The sequence below is a fragment of the Streptomyces avidinii genome, assembly GCF_045161815.1.
In the GTDB taxonomy this organism is placed as follows: domain Bacteria; phylum Actinomycetota; class Actinomycetes; order Streptomycetales; family Streptomycetaceae; genus Streptomyces; species Streptomyces avidinii.
The window spans coordinates 5,553,287-5,570,493 of record NZ_CP108863.1; the positions used below are offsets into that span (position 1 = coordinate 5,553,287).

Consider the following 17,207-nt stretch of genomic DNA (forward strand, 5'->3'; position numbering starts at 1 on the left):
GAGCTGTCGTCGTCCGCCGCCCCGCACAATGGGGTGGTGGCAGGCAAGGACAGGAACAAGGACAGGAACAAGGGCAGGCAGCAGCGCGGACGCGGCAGCGCCGAGGCGGTCGTCGGGCAGGTGGACGGCGGCCGGGCGGAGCTGGAGCCGGACCGCGAGCGGGCCGATGCCTGGACCCTGCTGATCGACGGGGCCCCGCAGTCGCACGTGGACCTGGCCGATCCCGGGTACCTGGACTTCGCGTACCAGCGGCGGATCGGCCACCTGATCGATCTCGTCGCGCCCGCCCGGCAGCCCCTGAACGTGGTGCACCTGGGCGGCGGCGCCTTCACCCTCGCCCGCTACACCGCCGCCTCCCGCCCCCGCTCCACCCAGCAGATCGTGGAGATCGACGCCGCCCTGGTGGCCTTCGTACGGGAACACCTGCCGCTGGATCCGCAGGCGCGGGTGCGGGTCCGGGCGGTGGACGCGCGTGCGGGCCTGGCGAAGGTCCCGGACGGCTGGGCGGACCTGGTGATCGCGGACGTGTTCAGCGGGGCGCGCACCCCGGCGCACCTGACGAGCACCGAGTTCCTGGACGACGTACGCCGTGCCCTCGCGCCCACCGGGTGGTACGTGGCCAATCTGGCGGACGGTCCGCCGCTGACCCATCTGCGGAGCCAGATCGCGACGGCCGCGTCGCGGTTCACGGAGCTGGCGCTGGCCGCCGATCCGGTGGTGTGGCGGGGTAAACGATTCGGCAACGCCGTCCTGGTGGCGGCCGACCGTGAGCTGCCGGTGGCGGACTTCACCCGCCGGGTCGCGAGCGACCCGCACCCGGGCCGCGTCGAGCACGGCCGGGCGCTTGCGGACTTCGCGGGAGGCGCGGCCCCGGTGGCGGACGCCTCGGCGGTGGCCTCGCCGCAGCCGCCGCCCTCGGTGTTTCGGTGACGGTCCGGCCCAGGATGTGGACTGGTACTTGGCAGATAAAGATCCGCGGAGTACTCCCGGTGAGCGCCCGCTCTGCGTAGCCTGTGAACCCCGAGGAGGTTCACCCCTTCTACGACGCGTTCAGGAGATGGCACGAGCAATGTCTGATTCCCCCGCCACCCCCGGTGCTCCGTCCTCGGGCACCCCGGGCACTCCCAGCACCGCCACGTCCGACTACACCCAGCGGCTCGCGCGCCTGGAGCAGTCCGGAATCAAGCGGTTCGTGCCCACGCAGGCGCCCTACCGGTGGAACCTGCAGCGGCTGCAGCTGGGCCGGGTCCTCGACGTCGGCTGTGGGCTGGGCCGGAACCTCCTCAACTGCGGACCCGACAGTGTCGGGGTCGACCACAACCCGCACTCGGTGCAGACCTGCCGCGAGCGCGGACTGAACGCGTACACCCCCGACGAGCTGGCCGCCGCGCCGGACTGCGGGCCGGGATCCTTCGACAGCATGCTGATCGCGCACGTGCTGGAGCACATCGACGAGGAGACCGCGGCCTCGCTGCTGGAGCAGTACCTTCCGCTGGTCAGGCCGGGCGGCTCGGTCGTCATGATCACCCCGCAGGAGCTCGGCTACCGCACCGACGCCACCCACATCCGCTGGGTCGGCTTCGAGGAGATGCGCAGCCACGCGGGCAAGGCCGGCATCGCGGTCCGGCGGACCTACTCCTTCCCCTTCCCCCGCCCGATGGGCAAGGTCTTCCCGTACAACGAGTTCGTGCTGGTCGGCACCGTTCCCGCGTAGGGCGTCGGGGTATCGGGGCCCCGGGCCCCGATGCCTCAGGGGTCGACGATCTCCACCATCGGCGGGTGGTCGTGCCAGGTGCAGAAAACCGACACCTCACGGCCGTCCCGGGTGAAGGTGACCCGGATCCAGAAGTCCTGCTTCCACACCTGCATCCGCCACCCGGCCGCCGGGGTGGCCGAAACCAGCTCGGCCGTGGACGCGCCCAGGGAGAAGACGACCCGGCCGCCGGACACCGGATAGGCCTGCACCTTGCCCGCGTCCTGCCCCACCGCCGGCTGGTACCCGCGGGGGGTGTCCGAGGGCTTCGGGGACTTCTCCGGGGTCGACCCGGCGCTCGGCGACGACGCGTCCGGGCCGGGCGATCCGGAGGGCGACGGGGACGCGGACGGGGACGCGGACGCCGACCCCGACGGGGACCGGGACTCCTGCGCGTCGTGCGTGGACGAGGACAGCGGCCGGGCGGCCAGGGGCACCGCGAGCGGTGGATCGTAGGCCGTTCCCGACATGACGGTGTGCACGCCCCACCAGGACAGCGTCACCGCCGCACCGGTCGCCAGCGTCCAAGCCATGGCATGAAGAAGTCCTCGTCGCATCAGGGCACATACTGCACCACGCGCCCCAACAGTGGCCCGACACCCCGCTGGGTCGCTCGGATGGACTACGGTGCGGGCCATGGCAAGTGTGCTCGTGGTCGAGGACGACCAGTTCGTACGTTCCGCCCTCATCCGGCACCTGACCGAGGCCTCGCACGCCGTGCGGAGCGTCGGCACGGCCCTGGAGGCCCTGCGCGAGGTCGCGCACCACCGCTTCGACGTGGTCATCCTCGACCTCGGACTGCCCGACCTGGACGGGTCCGAGGCGCTCAAGATGCTGCGCGGCATCACCGACGTACCCGTGATCATCGCCACCGCGCGCGACGACGAGGCGGAGATCGTCCGGCTGCTCAACGACGGCGCCGACGACTACCTGACCAAACCGTTCTCCGTCGAGCACCTCTCCGCCCGGATGGCCGCCGTCCTGCGCCGCGCCCGGGCCACCGCCGGGGCCGAACCGCCCTCGCGCGTCCTGCGCGTCGGCGGGCTCGCCATCGACCCGCTGCGCCGCCAGGCCGAGCTCGACGGGGCCGTACTCGACCTCACGCGGCGCGAGTTCGACCTGCTGGCCTTCCTCGCCGAGCGGCCCGGGGTGGTCGTGGCCCGCCGCGAACTGCTCGCCGAGGTCTGGCAGCAGTCGTACGGGGACGACCAGACCATCGACGTCCACCTGTCCTGGCTGCGCCGCAAACTCGGCGAGACCGCCGCCCGGCCGCGCTACCTGCACACGCTGCGGGGGGTCGGGGTCAAGCTGGAGCCGCCCCGGTGAGCGCGCGATGAGATGGGCGCTGGTCAAGGTGTGCCTCGCGGTCACGGCCATGGTGGTCGTGGCCTTCGCCGTCCCCCTCGGGCTCGTCGTCCAGGAGATGGCCAGCGACCGGGCCTTCTCCAATGCCGAACGGCAGGCCGCCACCATCGGGCCGACGCTGTCCATCACCACCGACCCCGTGCAGCTGCGCAAGGCGGTGGAGTCCACGCAGATGGGCGCCGCCCGGCGGATGGCCGTCCACGTGCCCAAGATCGGTGACAGCCCGCCGGTGAGCATCGGCGAGGGCCGGGCCGGGGAGCGTGCCGTCGCGGAGACCCGGCGGATGGGGCGGGCCACGACGGCATCGGTGTCGGGCAGCGGCTCGGCGCTGCTCCAGCCGACCGCGCTCGGGTCCGGGGACATCGCCGTGGTGGAGATCTTCGTACCGGAGAGCGAGGTCAGCAACGGGGTCGCGACCGCCTGGCTGGTGCTCGCGGGCGTCGGCCTGGCCCTGATCGTGGGCTCGGTCGGGGTCGCCGACCGGCTCGGCGCCCGGCTGGTCCGGCCCGCCGAACGGCTCGCGGACGCGGCGCACCAGCTCGGCGAGGGCAGGCTCGGCGCCCGGGTGCCCGAGGACGGGCCCAAGGAACTCCGGTCGGCGGCCGTCGCGTTCAACGCGATGGCGGACCAGGTCGTCGAACTCCTCGCCAACGAGCGGGAACTGGCCGCCGACCTGTCGCACCGGCTGCGCACCCCGCTGACCGTGCTGCGGCTCAACACGGCCTCGCTCGGCGACGGGCCGGCCGCCGAGCAGACCCGGGCAGCCGTCGAGCAGCTGGAGCGCGAGGTCGACACGATCATCCGGACGGCCCGCGAGCAGCGCCCGGCGACCGGCCTGGTCGGGGCGGGCGCCGGCTGCGACGCCTCCGAGGTGATCCGCGACCGGATGGCCTTCTGGTCGGCGCTCGCGGAGGACGAGGGCCGCGAGGTGCGGCTCGCGGGCGTGGACCGTACGGTACGGATCCCCGTGGCGCGGCCCGAACTCGCCGCCGCCCTCGACGCCATGCTCGGCAACGTCTTCCGGCACACCCCGGAGGGCACCCCCTTCGCGGTGGACGTCCACGACGCGGGGGACGCGGTCATCGTGCTCGTCTCGGACGCCGGCCCCGGCATCGCCGACCCGGACGCGGCCCTGCGCCGCGGCAACGACGGCGGCCGGGACGGGTCGACGGGCCTCGGCCTGGACATCGTGCGCCGGGTCGCGGAGTCGACCGGCGGCGACGTACGGCTGGGGCGCTCGGTGCTCGGCGGTACGGAGGTCCGGGTCTGGATCGGCCTGGACGGCCGGAGCCTCGGCGGCCCCGGTGCGGGGCGGGCCGGGCGCGGCCGGCGCGGCAACCGACGTAACCGGGGGCGCGCCTCGCAGGCGTGAAGTCGCCGTCTCGGTACGGTCCGCGGCATGGACACTCTGATCTCGAGCGGGCTCCCCGCCACGCTGAGCGCCCTGTACCGGAACGCGTCCCGGATGGTCGTGCTCGGCGCCTGGTGGGTCGTGCTGATCGCCGTCACCCTGCTGACGGCGTACCACATCACCAGCGGTGTCGCGACGGCGCCGAGCCGTGTGGGTTTCCCGGGCTGACCCCGGTCCGGCCCGGCCCGGACGGGGGCGCATATGTTGCCGCGCCCCGGGCCCGCGCCGAGGGTGGGCGTGACGGAAGGAGTCACGCATGAGAGTCATGCTCAGGGCGCACATGGACACGGCCGCGACCAACGACAGCATCAAGACCGGCGCCCTGCCCCAGGTGGTGCAGCAGTTGATGGACCGGGTGAAGCCGGAGGCCGCCTACTTCGGTCTGCACGAGGGCGTGCGCTCCTGCTGGATCGTCTTCGACCTCCAGGACAGTTCGCAGATGCCGTCGCTGATGGAGGACCTGTTCCTGCAGTTCAACGCCGAGGTCGAGGTCGCCCCCGTGATGACGGCCGAGGACCTGGCGAAGGGCCTGGCGGCGATGCGGACCTCAGCGCCGTCCTGAGGGCGGGAGGGCGGTCCCGAGGGCTCACCCCTCCTTCCCGTACGCCGCCGGCGGGACCGCGCGGAAGCCGTCACTGGACGCTGAAGCGGTGCGGGTGGGCCGGGTCGCGGGTGCAGGCGAAGACGTTGAGCCTGCCGTGGTTGCCGACGACCACCCCGGTCGGGTTCCGCTGCCTGTCCTCCAGCGGGATCCAGCTCAGGCTGTCCGTGTGCCACTCGTTCGTCGCGACGGTCAGCAGCAGCTCCATCGGCCCGGCGCAGGCCTCGCAGTCCGTGGACCCGGGCCCGGTGAGGTTCCAGGCGGCGTGCCCGCCGGCCTTCCAGCCGGGGGCGATGGAGAGATCGCTCTGGTAGGACGGCGGCCAGGCCCCGTCCGGGGTCTCCTCGCCCCTCGCCTCCGCCGCCTCCTCGGCCGCGTCGGCGGCCTCCTCCTGGGCGTCCTCCCACTCCTCGACCGCCGCCCCCAGCTCCCCGGTGAGCAGCTCGATGTACGGGTACTCGGTGACCCGCTCCGGATGCAGCAGGCACGGGGTGGGCACGTACCCGTCGAAGCCGACGGCCCCTGGCGCCGGCTGCTCCGCCGCCACCGCGCGGACCTCCACCGCCCGGCGCCACCGCAGGTGCACGTACATGCCGTGGCCCGTGGGCCCGTGGGCGTCGAAGGGGCACCAGAACACCTGGAGCAGGTCGCAGCCGTCCGGCCCGGCGGGCAGGTCCGGCACGTCCCGGGCGTGGAGCTGGGCCAGGGCGAGCAGCGGCAGCGGTCCCGGACCGGGGGCGCGCCGGTGCGGGGTCGTGCACACCGGCCACGGGTCGTCGGCGGGCCACAGCAGCGGCCCGCCGACGTGGCTGTCGTGCGGACCGGGCGTGCCGGGGCGCGGGTGCAGCCGGGTCGCCGTGCGGCGGTGGGCGGCCAGCCCGGGGAAGAGGGACTCCACGTCCAGGGGGCGCGGGGGCGTGGTGCGGCCCGGCCCGTCAGCTGCGCGCATCGTCGTCTCCGGGGCCGCCTCGGGCGAGGGAGTCGATCCAGCGTTCCAGTCGGTGGGCCTCGGTGGTCATGAGGTCCGGGTCGCGGAAGGTGTTGGTGAGCAGCGAGATGCCCTGGTAGGAGGCGATCAGGGCGACGGCGAGCTCGCGGGCGTCGGCCCGGCCCATCTGCGCGAACTGCCGCTCGGCCCAGTCGAGCAGGGTCCGCATGACCGCCGCGATCGACCGGTCGAGTCCGTCGGCGCGCTTGTCGAGCTCCGAGGCGAGGGTGCCGGTGGGGCAGCCGTACTTGGCGGTGAGCTCGCGCTGTTCGGCCCAGCCGTTGAGCAGGGCCTTCAACCGGTCCTCGGGGGTGGGCAGTTCGTCGAGTGCGGCGATCAGTCCGTCGAGGGTCCGGCCGTGCGCGTCGATCGCGGCCTCGACGAGCTGGTCCTTGGTCTTGAAGTAGTAGTAGACGTTGCCCACCGGGACCTCCGCCGCGCGGGCGATGTCCGCGAGCGTGGTCCGGTCGACGCCCTGGGTGTGGAGGACCTCGGCCGCGGCGGCCGCCAGCCGCTCCCGCTTGCCCGAACCCCGTCGGCCCCTCGTTGAGTCAGTCACCTGACTGACTCTAGACGAACGGTCGGGGAGAGAGCTATGGTCGCAACTAAGTCAGTCGACTAACTCACAGGGGGAATCGTCATGATCGTAGTGACCGGTGCGACCGGGAACGTGGGACGCGAACTCGTACGGATCCTCGCCGCGGGCGGTGAGCGCGTCACCGCCGTCTCCCGGCGGCCGGGGCGGCTGCCCGAAGGGGTCCGCCACCACCTGGGCGACCTCGCCGAGCCGCAGAGCATCGCCCCCGCGCTGGAGGGGGCCGAGGCACTGTTCCTGCTCGTCGCCGGCGAGGATCCGGAGGGCATCCTGGACCGGGCCGCGGCCGCCGGGATCCGGCGTGTCGTCCTGCTCTCGTCCCAGGGCGTCGGAACCCGCCCGGAGGTCTACGCCCACCCCGCGCGGTTCGAGGACGCCGTCCGCCGCAGCGGCCTGGAGTGGACGATCCTGCGCTCCGGCGGCCTCGATTCCAACGCCTACGCCTGGGCCGGGAGCATCCGTACGACACGCACGGCCGCCGCGCCGTTCGGCGACGTCGGGCTCCCGACCGTCGACCCCGCCGACATCGCCGAGGTCGCGGCCGCCGTCCTGCGGGATCCGGGCCACGCGGGCCGCACCCACGAGCTCACCGGGCCCGCCCCGGTCACCCCGAGGGAGCGGGCCGAGGCCATCGGCGCGGCCCTGGGCGAGCCGGTCCGCTTCGTCGAGCAGACCCGGGAGGAGGCCCGCGCCCAGATGCTGACCTTCATGCCCGAGCCGGTCGTGGAGGGCACCCTCGCCATCCTCGGGGAACCCCTGCCCGCGGAACGGGAGCCGAGCCCGGCCGTGCGGGAGATCCTCGGCCGGGCGCCGCGCCCCTTCGCGGAGTGGGCGGCACGCTCCGCCCCGGCATTCCGCTGAGCCCTGGAGCCCCTAGAGCCCCTGGAGCCCCTCGTCCCCGTAGGTGAGGAAGCCTCCCGTCCGGGCCAGCCGGGCGTACCAGTGGGCGCTGGAGCGCGGGGTGCGGGCCTGGGTCTCGTAGTCGACGTGCACGATGCCGAAGCGCTTGCTGTATCCGTAGGACCACTCGAAGTTGTCCATCAGCGACCAGAGGAAGTAGCCCTCCACCGGGGCGCCGTCCGTCAGGGCGCGGTGGACGGCCGAGAGATGGTCCTCCAGGTAGCCGATGCGCTGCGGGTCGTGCAGGTCGGGGGCGTACGCCGCGCCGTTCTCGGTGACCAGCAGCGGCAGCCCGGGCGCCTCGCGGGTGAAGCGCATCAGCAGGTCGTACAGGCCGGTCGGGTCGACCGACCAGCCCATGTCGGTCCGCTCGCCCGGCGGTTGGTGGAAGGCGACGGTGTCCGCCGCGGGCCAGGGCGAGTGCTCCGCCGCCCCGTGACCGTCGGCGCGCGGGCCGTTCCCCCCGGGGGCGGCCGAGACCACCGCCGGGGTGTAGTAGTTCACCCCGAGGAAGTCCAGCGGCTGGTGGATCAGCGCCTCGTCGCCGTGGCGGACGAAGGACCAGTCCGTCACCGGGGCCGTGTCCGCGAGCAGGTCCTGCGGGTAGGCCCCGTGCAGCAGCGGACCGGTGAAGACCCGGTTGGCCAGGGCGTCGATCCGGCGGGCGGCGTCCAGATCGGCCGCCGAGCCGGTCAGCGGCCGTACCGCGCTGGGGTTGAGCGCGATACCGGCCCTGGCCCGGGCGGGCAGGGCCGCGGCGGCCAGCCCGTGCGCCAGGTTGAGGTGGTGGGCGGCGCGCAACGAGTCCGCGGGGGAGGTGCGGCCGGGGGCGTGCACCCCCGAGGCGTAGCCGAGGAAGGCGCTGCACCAGGGCTCGTTGAGGGTGGTCCACAGCTCGACCCGGTCGGCCAGCACCTCCGCGACCTGCTCGGCGTACCGGGCGAAGGCGTACGCGGTCTCCCGCTCGGGCCAGCCGCCCGCGCTCTCCAGCTCCTGCGGCAGGTCCCAGTGGTACAGGGTCACGCAGGGCTGGATCCCGTACGAGAGCAGCTCGTCCACGAGCGCGTCGTAGAAGCCGATCCCGCCGGCGAGCACCCGCGGCCAGGACACCGAGAACCGGTAGGCGCCCAGCCCGAGCGAGGCCATCAGCCGGACGTCCTCCCGCCACAGCCGGTGGTGGTCCGCGGCCACCTCGCCCGTGTGCCCGCCGTACACCTTGCCCGGGGTACTGCAGAAGGTGTCCCAGATGGACGGACCGCGCAGTGCGGCGGCGCCCTCGATCTGGAAGGCCGCGGTGGCCGTGCCCCACAGGAACCCGTCGGGGAACCGCAGTTCCCGCGCCCCGATGTCCGTGTCCGTCTCCGCGCTCTCCGCGCTCTCCGCGCTCTCCGCGCTCTCCGCGCTCTCCGCGCTCTCCGCGCTCTCCGCGCTCTCCGCGCTCGTGTTCGCGTCCGTGTTCGTGTGCGTCATCCCTTGACCGCTCCCTGCATGATGCCGCCGACGATCTGGCGGCCGAAGACGAGGAACACCAGCAAGAGCGGGAGCGTGCCCAGCAGCGCGCCCGCCATGATCACCGACTGGTCGGGGATGTAGCCCCGGCCCAGCCCGGTCAGGGCCACCTGCACCGTCGGGCTGCCGTTCTGGGTCAGCGCGACGATCGGCCAGAAGAAGTCGTTCCAGGCCATGACGAAGGTCAGCATCCCCAGCACCGCCATCGCGGGCCGGGCCGCCGGGAACACCACGTGCCACAGCACCCGCAGCGAACTCGCCCCGTCCGTCCGCGCCGCCTCCACCAGCTCCATCGGCAGCGCGTGGACCAGGTACTGGCGCATGAAGAACACCCCGAAGGCACCCACCAGGGTCGGCAGGATCACCGCCTGGAGCCGGTCGGTCCACGACAGCTTCGCGATCAGCATGTAGAGCGGCACCACACTCAGCTGCGGCGGGATCAGCATCGTCCCGACCACCAGGGCCAGCAGCCCCCTGCTGCCGCGGAAGCGGAGCTTGGCGAAGGCGAACCCGGCGAGCGTGGAGAAGAAGACGGTGCCTGCGGCGACCGTGCCCGCCACGATCACCGTGTTCAGCAGGGCGGTGCCCATGTTGGCGTCGGTCCACGCCACCCGGAGGTTGTGCCCCAGGTTGCCGCCGAACCAGAACGGGGGCGGGGTCTGGGCCAGGCGCGTGTTGCTCCGGGAGGCCGCGATCGCCGTCCACACCAGGGGGAAGAGCGAGCCGGCCGTGAACAGGGCGAGCACCACGTAGGTGAACCTGCCCGCGCGCAGTGATCTCATCGGGAGCCGTCCTTCCGTCCGCGCAGCAGCCGCGCCGCCCCGGCGATCAGCAGCAGGATCAGGAACATCGCCCACGCGATGGCCGAGGCCCGCCCGAGGTGCAGGTTCACCCAGCCCTGCTCGTACAGGTACAGGCCGAGCGTCTGGAACTGGTGGTCCGAGCCGCCCGTCGCACCCGCCCCGCCGTTGAACAGCAGCGGTTCGCCGAACAGTTGGGTGGCGCCGATCGTCGACACCACGCAGGTGAAGAAGATGGTCGGCCGCAGCGAGGGCACCGTGACGTGCAGGAACTGCTGGAAGCGCGAGGCCCCGTCCAGTGCGGCCGACTCGTACAACTCGCCCGGTACGGCCTGCATCGCCGCCAGGTAGATCAGCGCGTTGTAGCCGGTCCACCGCCAGATCACGATGGTGGAGACGGCGAGCTGGGAGGCGAAGGGGCCGTTCTGCCAGTCGACCGCGTCGAAACCCACCGCCGACAGGGCCCAGTTGACCATTCCGTAGTCCCGGCCGAAGAGCAGCACGAAGACGAGCGTTGCCGCCGCCACCGAGGTCGCGTACGGGGTGAGCACCGCGACCCGGAAGAAGGCCGAGCCGCGCAGCCGGTAGTTGAGCAGGTGGGCCAGGCCCAGCGCGATCGCCAGCTGCGGCACCGTGGACAGCAGCCCGATGGTCACCGTGTTGCGCAGCGCGTTCCAGAAGAACTCGTCGTCCCACAGTCGGGTGAAGTTCCGCAGCCCCACCCACGTCATGCTGTCGGGATCCGTCAGCTCCACCTGGTGCAGCGCCGCCCAGCCCGTGTAGAGCAGCGGGAACAGCCCGAAGGCGGCGAAGAAGAGGAAGAAGGGCGCCACGAAGGCGTAGGGGCTGAAGCGCAGGTCCCAGCGGTAGCGGCGCGAGCGCCACACCTGGCCCGGCCGGCCCCGGCCGCCCCCCTCCGCCGCCGGCCGCTCCGGGCCGACGGTGGAAGGGGACAGAACAGCCGTCTCGTCCGTCACCAGTGCCTCACTGGTCCAGGGCGTTGTCGATCGCCTTCACCGCGGCCTCCCAGCCCTCCTGCGGGCTGCGGCCCTTCTGGTCGACCTGGAGCATCCCGATGTCCGCCAGGTTCTGCGCGATCACCAGGTCCTTCGGGCCGACCGCGGCAACCGGCACGCCCTCGGCCGCCTTCGAGAAGATCTCGCCGATCGGGGCGCCGCCGAAGTACGCGTGCTGCGCGCCCGACACCGAGGGCAGCTTGTACGCGGCGCTCGCGCTCGGGAAACTGCCCCGCTTCTCGAAGAGCTTCGCCTGCTGCGCCGGGGCCGTCAGCCACGCCGCCAGCTTCGCCGCCTCCTGCGCCTTCTTGCCCGCCTTCGGCACGATCAGGAAGGAACCGCCCCAGTTGCTGGGCTTCGGCGCCTGGGCCACGTCCCACTTGTCCTTGGCCGCCGGGCCCGCCTTGTCCTGGATGTAGCCGAGCATCCAGGCCGGGCAGGAGACCGTCGCGAAGGAGCCGTTGGAGAAGCCCTGGTCCCAGGTCGGGGTGAACTGCTGGAGCTTGGCGCTCAGCCCGTCGGTGGCGAAGGAGGCCGCCAGGTCGAAGGCCCCGCGCACCGCCGGGTTGGTCTTGTAGACGACCTTGCCCTGGTCGTCGTAGAAGCGCTGGGCGCTGCTGCCGGTCACCGCCGCCATCACGCCCGACGCCGAGTCCACGAAGGCCTTCCCGTCGCCGGCCTTCGCCTTGTAGACGCGGCCCGCCTCCAGGTACTTGTTCCAGTCGCCCGCCCACAGTGCCCCGACCGCCGCCCGGTCGGTGGGCAGCCCGGCCGCCTCGAAGAGGTCCTTGCGGTAGCAGATGCCCTGCGGGCCGATGTCGGTGCCGAGGCCGACGGTGGCCCCGCCCTTGGCCGCGCTCGCCGTGCCCTGCGCCCACTTCCAGGGCAGGTACGCGGCCTTGTCCACGCCGGGCGCCTTGGCCAGGTCGACCAGCTTGTCGGCCTGGGTGGCGGTGATCTCGGCGATGTTGTTGACCTCGACGGCCTGGATGTCGGCGAGCCCGCTGCCCGTGCCCAGGTGGGTGAGGAGCTGGGGGTAGTAGTTCTCGTTGCGCTCGATGGAGGTCTGCTCGATGCGGATCCCGGGATTCTGCGCCATGTACTCGTCGTAGAGCCCGGCCTCCTGGAGGCCGAAGGCTCCGAAGACGCCGACGGTGAGGGTGGTCTGTGCGCCGCCGCCGGACTTGCCGGCGGCCGGGGCGCCCTTCCCGGTCCCCTCCTCCGGGTCCTGGGCGCACCCCGCGAGGAGCAGGGCCGCCGCTCCGACGGCTGTGACGGTCGTGAGGAGGGTTCTTCGGGCTCGGGTTCGGGCTCGGACGCGCATGGGCTTCCTCCCTGAAGGACGAAACGTGCCGGGTGTCGTGTGACACAGTGTGGGAGCGCTCCCACAGTCGTCAAGGGGTAGATTCACAACCGGGAGGAAGCCATGAACGGGCACGGGCGCAGTGGGGGACGGCCGACCCTGGAGGAGGTCGCGGCGCGCGCCGGAGTCGGGCGCGGCACGGTCTCCCGGGTGATCAACGGATCCTCCAAGGTCAGCGAGCACACCAGGGTCGCCGTCGAGGCGGCCGTGGCCGAGCTGGGGTACGTACCGAACCGCGCCGCACGTGCGCTCGCGGCCAACCGCACCGACGCCATCGCCCTCGTGATCCCCGAACCCGAGGCCCGTTTCTTCGCCGAGCCCTACTTCTCCGAAGTGGTCCGCGGGGTCGGCGCCGCCCTCGCCGAGACCGAGGTCCAGCTCGTCCTCACGCTGGCGGGCGGCGACCGCGAGCGGCGCCGCCTCTCGCAGTACCTGGCCGGGCACCGCGTCGACGGGGTGCTCCTCGTCTCCGTCCACGCCGGCGACCCGCTGCCGGAGCTGCTGGCCGAGCTCGGCATCCCGACGGTGATCAGCGGCCGTCGGTCGGCCGCCGAGACCCTGCCCAGCGTGGACTCCGACAACCTGGCGGGTGCGGCCGAGGCGGTACGCCACCTCCTCGACCGGGGCCGCCGCACGATCGCCACGATCACCGGCCCGCTGGACGTGTACGGGGCCCAGTGCCGCCTCGACGGCTACCGGCAGGCTCTGGCCGCCGCCGGGCACGCTGTCGACGAGCCGCTGGTCGCGGTCGGCGACTTCACCGAGGAGGGTGGCCGGCGGGCCATGTGCGAACTGCTGGAGCGCCGTCCCGCGCTCGACGCGGTCTTCGCGGCCTCGGACGTCATGGCGGCGGGCGCCCGGCGGGAGCTGCGCGCGGCCGGCCGGCGGATCCCCGAGGACGTGGCGCTGGTCGGCTTCGACGACTCGGTGGTGGCCCGGCACATGGACCCGCCGCTGACCAGCGTCCGGCAGCCGATCGAGGAGATGGGCCGGACCATGACGACGATGCTGCTGGGGAGGATCGCCGGGGAGACGGGCGAGGCGGCCGCCGTGCTGCCGAACCGGCTGGTGGTCCGGGAGTCGTCCTGACGGCCCCGGTGCCGCCCGTGCAGATGCCCGGTCATGCAGAAGGCCCCGGTCCGCTTTCGCGTACCGGGGCCTTCCCGCAGGGTGAGTGACGGGACTTGAACCCGCGGCCACCTGGACCACAACCAGGTGCTCTACCAACTGAGCTACACCCACCATGTCCGGTCGGAAAACCGACCGGCCGAAGAAAAGGGTACAGGGTCCGGGAGGGTGCTCGCTCCCCCGTTTCCCGCCACCCCTCTCCGGAGAGGCCTGGTCGGCCGCTAGGCGCGGGGCGCGGCGTGCTTGGCGGCGATGCCCCGGGCCGTGTCCGAGTCGGGCCCGGGCTGGGGCACGAAGACCGCCTCCCGGTAGTAGCGCAGCTCGGTGATGGAGTCCTTGATGTCCGCCAGCGCCCGGTGGTTGCCGTTCTTCGGCGGGCTGTTGAAGTACGCCCGCGGGTACCAGCGGCGCGCCAGCTCCTTGACCGAGGACACGTCCACGATCCGGTAGTGCAGGTAGCTCTCCAGCGCGGCCATGTCGCGCAGCAGGAAGCCGCGGTCGGTGCCGACCGAGTTTCCGCAGAGGGGCGCCTTGCGGGGTTCCTTCACGTGCTCCCGCACATAGGCCAGGACCTGCGCCTCTGCGTCCGCGAGGGTGGTCCCGCCGGCCAGCTCGTCGAGCAGGCCGGAGGCGGTGTGCATCTCGCGCACCACGTCGGGCATGGTCTCCAGGGCGGCGTCCGGCGGGCGGATCACGATGTCCACGCCTTCGCCGAGCACGTTGAGCTCCGAGTCGGTGACCAGTGCGGCCACCTCGATAAGTGCGTCGTCCGTCAACGAGAGCCCGGTCATCTCGCAGTCGATCCACACCATGCGATCGTTCATGTGTCCCACCTTATGCGGTCCCCCGTGGCGCGGACCGCATATGCGGAAGGTCCCCCATCGGCGATGACCGATGGAGGACCTTCGTGCGTCGTACGGATCGAGCGGCTACGCGTGTTCCCGCAGCGCCCGGCCCGGCGCGTACAGCTCCGTCACCGTGGGACCCGCCGCGGCCAGGGCCGCCGCCGCCCGGTGGGGCTGCGGGGTGCGCTGGTGCGGAACCGGACCGGAGTTGATCTCGGACACCTGCGCCACGTCGGCCTGCGGCCGCCGTGCCCGGTAGGCCGAGCGGTAGGCGGCCGGCGAGGACCCCAGCTGCCGCCGGAAGTGACCCCGCAGGGCCACCGGCGAACGGAACCCGCAGCGTCCGGCGACCTCGTCGACCGAGTAGTCGGAGGTCTCCAGCAGCCGCTGGGCCTGGAGCACCCGCTGCGTGATCAGCCACTGGAGCGGAGCGCTGCCGGTGAGCGAGCGGAACCGCCGGTCGAAGGTGCGCCTGCTCATGTAGGCGCGGGCGGCCAGCGTCTCCACGTCGAACTGCTCGTGGAGGTGTTCCAGTGCCCAGGCGACGACCTCGGCCAGCGGGTCGGCGCCGATCTCCTCCGGCAGTGACCGGTCGAGATAGCGTTCCTGGCCACCCGTGCGGCGCGGCGGCACGACGAGCCTGCGGGCCAGGGCCCCGGCCGCCTCGCTGCCGTGGTCCGTGCGCACGATGTGCAGGCACAGGTCGATTCCGGCCGCCGTGCCGGCGGACGTGAGCACGTCGCCGTCGTCGACGAACAGTTCGCGCGGGTCGACGTGGACGGACGGGTACCGCTTGGCCAGCGTCGGCGCGTACATCCAGTGCGTCGTCGCGGGCCGGCCGTCCAGCAGACCTGCGGCCGCGAGCACGAAGGCCCCGGTGCACAGTCCGACGATCCGGGCCCCCTCCTCGTGCGCCAGACGCAGTGCGTCGAGCGCCTCCGGAGGCGGCGGTGATGTGATGGAGCGCCAGGCGGGAACGACGACCGTCCCTGCCCGGGCGATCGCCTCCAACCCGTACGGCGCGGTCAGTTCGAGTCCGCCGGTGGTCCTGAGCGGACCGTCCTCACCGGCGCACACGAGCAATCGATAGCGTGGAACTCCCGCGTCCTGCCGGTCAATGCCGAACACGGAAAGTGGAATGGAGCTCTCGAAGATTGGTCCGCCGCTGAAGAGCAGCACCGCGACGATCTCCCTGCGGCGACGCCCCGCGAGCTTCCGGCCGGCGTCTGCTGTGACGACGGCGGTGGAATCCTGGCTCATGGCGCTAAGCCCCCCTTGGGTGTCGCGACTCCTTGGTCTGGTCGCACCTGCACGTTTCCCCTCGGCCTTGCACGTGGATCCCCCGCCGTAAATACATGATCGAATCTACTGCGTCCCGTGGTGTCGGCGTGACAAGTTCAGCACGCAGCGCTATGTCGACTTCTCAACTTGGCGAAAAGCATTCGATCAGTAAGCGTTCCACTCCGCTACCCGAACAGGAAGCGTGCTCCCCGGCCATGGCCAGTACCTGTAGGGCCGGAACGCCCCCCGAGGTCTGTCGTCGCTGGTGGTGAGGGGGGCGGGGGGACATTCCGGCAAGGGGGGCAACCTGCCGGGAAGTTGGCTGAAAACATGCGTGTGTGGGTGTGCGAATGAGTCAGCCCTGCGGGGAGCCGGGGTCGGAGCTCCGGCAACCGCGGCGGTTCCCGGCGCCGCCGCGCGAGTGCCGGCCGCGGTGCGCGGACGGCAGGGGCTCCTCCGCGCGCACCCGGGCCTCGGCCCGCTGCACCTTCTCCGAGTGGCGCAGCAGGACCCGGCACGCGGCCGTGACGGCGAGCAGGCCGAGGGTCGCGACGGCCGCCCCGCCGTAGGAGGTTCCGTAGACGACGAGGACCACGGGGACGAGCAGGCAGCTGAAGGCGGCCCAGCGCACGACGTCACCCGCGGGGTCGTCATGGGGGTGTCCGGAGGGACGCACGGACGAGTGAAGGGGTGAACGGGGGACTTGCGTCGGCTGAGCTGGCTGGACGGGGTGAACCGGATGACCGGGCACGGCGTGCTCCCTGCGGGCTCTTACCTGTTGGTCGGACGCATGTCCCAACGCCCGGCGGCGGGGCTCGGTCACTGCGCGCACGGGTGGCGATGTCCCGTCTCGTCACTGGCTGTAGGGGACAGCGGCCATTGCCAAGGCGCGCTCGCTCCGGCATGCTCCCTGGGACGCTCTCCAAGGGCGGCAAGCCCTGTGCAGGACAGGAGTGTCGCCGTACCCTGGTGGGTATGGGCTTGGGAAGATGCTTCCCGGACAGAGCTCCGTCACACTGCGTCGCCGATTTCGCCCCTGTTGCTTCCTCCAAGGACCTCTTCGCCGAGACACCCATGGCCGGTCACGAATTCTCCGAACCAGCGGACCGCAAGCGCAAACGCGTCGTCGACCCCGAGTCGGCCGCCGATCTGCGCGCGGTGGAACAGACACGTACGCACTGCGATCCGGCCTTCCGGCACGGGGTCGTTGTGGGATTCGACGGATCCACGTCGAGCGAGCGCGCGCTCGCCTATGCGATCGGTATGGCCCGTCGCTCCGGGTCCGGTCTGATCATCGTCCACGTCGCCAACCGGCTGCCCACCACGGTGTGGGCCGGCTGCGAGCCGCCCGTCTTCGTCGACGTGCCGGACCATCGCACCGAGGTGCTCGGGCTGGAACTCGCCTGCGCGGACTATCTGGCCGAAGTGCCGTGGATCCTGGTCGAGCGCGGTGGTGACATCTGCCATGAGCTGGAGGAGGTCGGCCGGGAGTATTCGGCCGACGCCATCGTGGTCGGCTCCACGCACGGGATCGTGGGCCGGATCTTCGGCTCGGTCGCCGGCCGGCTGGCCAAGCGCGCACAGCGACCCGTCGTTGTCATTCCGTGACCCTCTGTTAAGCCGCTTGTGCGGTTGTGCCCCCGTGTAAAGGG

The 17,207-nt window shown here is 72.4% G+C and carries 19 protein-coding genes and 1 tRNA gene; 9 read left to right on the top strand and 11 right to left on the bottom strand.

Going from position 1 to position 17,207, the window contains the following annotated elements:
• Positions 1–36 precede the first annotated feature (36 nt).
• Complete coding sequence (locus OG373_RS24930; RefSeq protein ID WP_405440429.1) at positions 37–930, top strand: spermidine synthase; 894 nt, start codon at positions 37–39, stop codon at positions 928–930.
• A 139-nt stretch (positions 931–1,069) separates the two neighbouring features.
• Entirely contained in the window at positions 1,070–1,714 is a 645-nt protein-coding gene (locus OG373_RS24935) for a class I SAM-dependent methyltransferase (protein ID WP_397731141.1), read from the top strand.
• A 35-nt stretch (positions 1,715–1,749) separates the two neighbouring features.
• On the opposite strand, the gene OG373_RS24940 is transcribed toward OG373_RS24935, so the two are convergent.
• A complete protein-coding gene (locus tag OG373_RS24940; RefSeq protein WP_405440431.1) occupies positions 1,750–2,310 on the bottom strand; it encodes a hypothetical protein in 561 nt (186 codons plus the stop codon).
• 79 nt (positions 2,311–2,389) lie between these two features.
• Between OG373_RS24940 and OG373_RS24945 the strand changes: the two genes are divergently transcribed.
• The 4 genes from OG373_RS24945 to OG373_RS24960 all read left to right on the top strand — a co-directional run bounded on the left by OG373_RS24945 (position 2,390) and on the right by OG373_RS24960 (position 5,091).
• Positions 2,390–3,079: a response regulator transcription factor gene (locus OG373_RS24945; protein WP_189964623.1), complete on the top strand. Its 690-nt coding sequence runs from the start codon at positions 2,390–2,392 to the stop codon at positions 3,077–3,079.
• Positions 3,080–3,086: 7 nt separating this feature from the next.
• Complete coding sequence (locus OG373_RS24950; RefSeq protein WP_405440432.1) at positions 3,087–4,490, top strand: sensor histidine kinase; 1,404 nt, start codon at positions 3,087–3,089, stop codon at positions 4,488–4,490.
• A gap of 27 nt (positions 4,491–4,517) precedes the next feature.
• Positions 4,518–4,697 carry a DUF5993 family protein gene (locus tag OG373_RS24955; protein ID WP_405440434.1) on the top strand — a complete coding sequence of 60 codons (180 nt, stop codon included), beginning with the start codon at positions 4,518–4,520 and terminating at the stop codon, positions 4,695–4,697.
• Positions 4,698–4,785: 88 nt separating this feature from the next.
• Positions 4,786–5,091, top strand: coding sequence for a hypothetical protein (locus OG373_RS24960; protein ID WP_405440436.1), 306 nt, complete (start codon positions 4,786–4,788; stop codon positions 5,089–5,091).
• 70 nt (positions 5,092–5,161) lie between these two features.
• Here the strand turns inward: OG373_RS24960 and OG373_RS24965 are convergent, their stop codons facing one another.
• Both OG373_RS24965 and OG373_RS24970 read right to left on the bottom strand, forming a co-directional pair.
• Positions 5,162–6,079: a hypothetical protein gene (locus OG373_RS24965; protein ID WP_405440437.1), complete on the bottom strand. Its 918-nt coding sequence runs from the start codon at positions 6,077–6,079 to the stop codon at positions 5,162–5,164.
• Positions 6,066–6,677: a TetR/AcrR family transcriptional regulator gene (locus tag OG373_RS24970; protein ID WP_405440439.1), complete on the bottom strand. Its 612-nt coding sequence runs from the start codon at positions 6,675–6,677 to the stop codon at positions 6,066–6,068. The genes OG373_RS24965 and OG373_RS24970 overlap by 14 nt, the downstream gene beginning before the upstream one ends.
• Positions 6,678–6,758: 81 nt before the next feature.
• Here OG373_RS24970 and OG373_RS24975 point away from each other — a divergent pair, with 81 nt between their 5' ends.
• Positions 6,759–7,574 (top strand): SDR family oxidoreductase, encoded by an 816-nt coding sequence (locus tag OG373_RS24975; RefSeq protein ID WP_405440441.1) that lies wholly within the window; start codon positions 6,759–6,761, stop codon positions 7,572–7,574.
• 12 nt (positions 7,575–7,586) lie between these two features.
• On the opposite strand, the gene OG373_RS24980 is transcribed toward OG373_RS24975, so the two are convergent.
• Genes OG373_RS24980 through OG373_RS24995 form a run of 4 tightly spaced genes read right to left on the bottom strand, consistent with a single transcriptional unit; the run spans position 7,587 to position 12,262 of the window.
• The gene (locus OG373_RS24980; RefSeq protein WP_405440443.1) at positions 7,587–9,083 is read right to left on the bottom strand and encodes a GH1 family beta-glucosidase; all 1,497 of its coding nucleotides are present in this window, start codon (positions 9,081–9,083) and stop codon (positions 7,587–7,589) included.
• On the bottom strand, positions 9,080–9,979 hold the full coding sequence (locus tag OG373_RS24985; RefSeq protein WP_397731158.1) for a carbohydrate ABC transporter permease: 900 nt from the start codon (positions 9,977–9,979) through the stop codon (positions 9,080–9,082). Before OG373_RS24985 ends, OG373_RS24980 begins: the two co-directional genes overlap by 4 nt.
• Entirely contained in the window at positions 9,901–10,899 is a 999-nt protein-coding gene (locus tag OG373_RS24990; RefSeq protein ID WP_189964608.1) for a carbohydrate ABC transporter permease, read from the bottom strand. Before OG373_RS24990 ends, OG373_RS24985 begins: the two co-directional genes overlap by 79 nt.
• Before the next feature lie 7 nt (positions 10,900–10,906).
• Positions 10,907–12,262 (bottom strand): extracellular solute-binding protein, encoded by a 1,356-nt coding sequence (locus OG373_RS24995; RefSeq protein WP_405440445.1) that lies wholly within the window; start codon positions 12,260–12,262, stop codon positions 10,907–10,909.
• 102 nt (positions 12,263–12,364) lie between these two features.
• Between OG373_RS24995 and OG373_RS25000 the strand changes: the two genes are divergently transcribed.
• The gene (locus OG373_RS25000) at positions 12,365–13,390 is read left to right on the top strand and encodes a LacI family DNA-binding transcriptional regulator (RefSeq protein WP_405440447.1); all 1,026 of its coding nucleotides are present in this window, start codon (positions 12,365–12,367) and stop codon (positions 13,388–13,390) included.
• Positions 13,391–13,470: 80 nt separating this feature from the next.
• Here OG373_RS25000 and OG373_RS25005 read toward each other — a convergent pair.
• The 4 genes from OG373_RS25005 to OG373_RS25020 form a co-directional block, all read right to left on the bottom strand.
• Positions 13,471–13,543 (bottom strand) — tRNA-His (locus OG373_RS25005).
• 107 nt (positions 13,544–13,650) lie between these two features.
• Positions 13,651–14,253, bottom strand: a complete 603-nt coding sequence (gene orn / locus OG373_RS25010) for an oligoribonuclease (RefSeq protein ID WP_397731166.1) — start codon at positions 14,251–14,253, stop codon at positions 13,651–13,653.
• Positions 14,254–14,358: 105 nt separating this feature from the next.
• The gene (locus OG373_RS25015; protein ID WP_397731168.1) at positions 14,359–15,534 is read right to left on the bottom strand and encodes a helix-turn-helix domain-containing protein; all 1,176 of its coding nucleotides are present in this window, start codon (positions 15,532–15,534) and stop codon (positions 14,359–14,361) included.
• 376 nt (positions 15,535–15,910) lie between these two features.
• The gene (locus OG373_RS25020; RefSeq protein WP_405440449.1) at positions 15,911–16,186 is read right to left on the bottom strand and encodes a hypothetical protein; all 276 of its coding nucleotides are present in this window, start codon (positions 16,184–16,186) and stop codon (positions 15,911–15,913) included.
• Positions 16,187–16,629: 443 nt separating this feature from the next.
• Here OG373_RS25020 and OG373_RS25025 point away from each other — a divergent pair, with 443 nt between their 5' ends.
• A complete protein-coding gene (locus OG373_RS25025) occupies positions 16,630–17,163 on the top strand; it encodes a universal stress protein (protein ID WP_189964809.1) in 534 nt (177 codons plus the stop codon).
• Positions 17,164–17,207 lie beyond the last annotated feature (44 nt).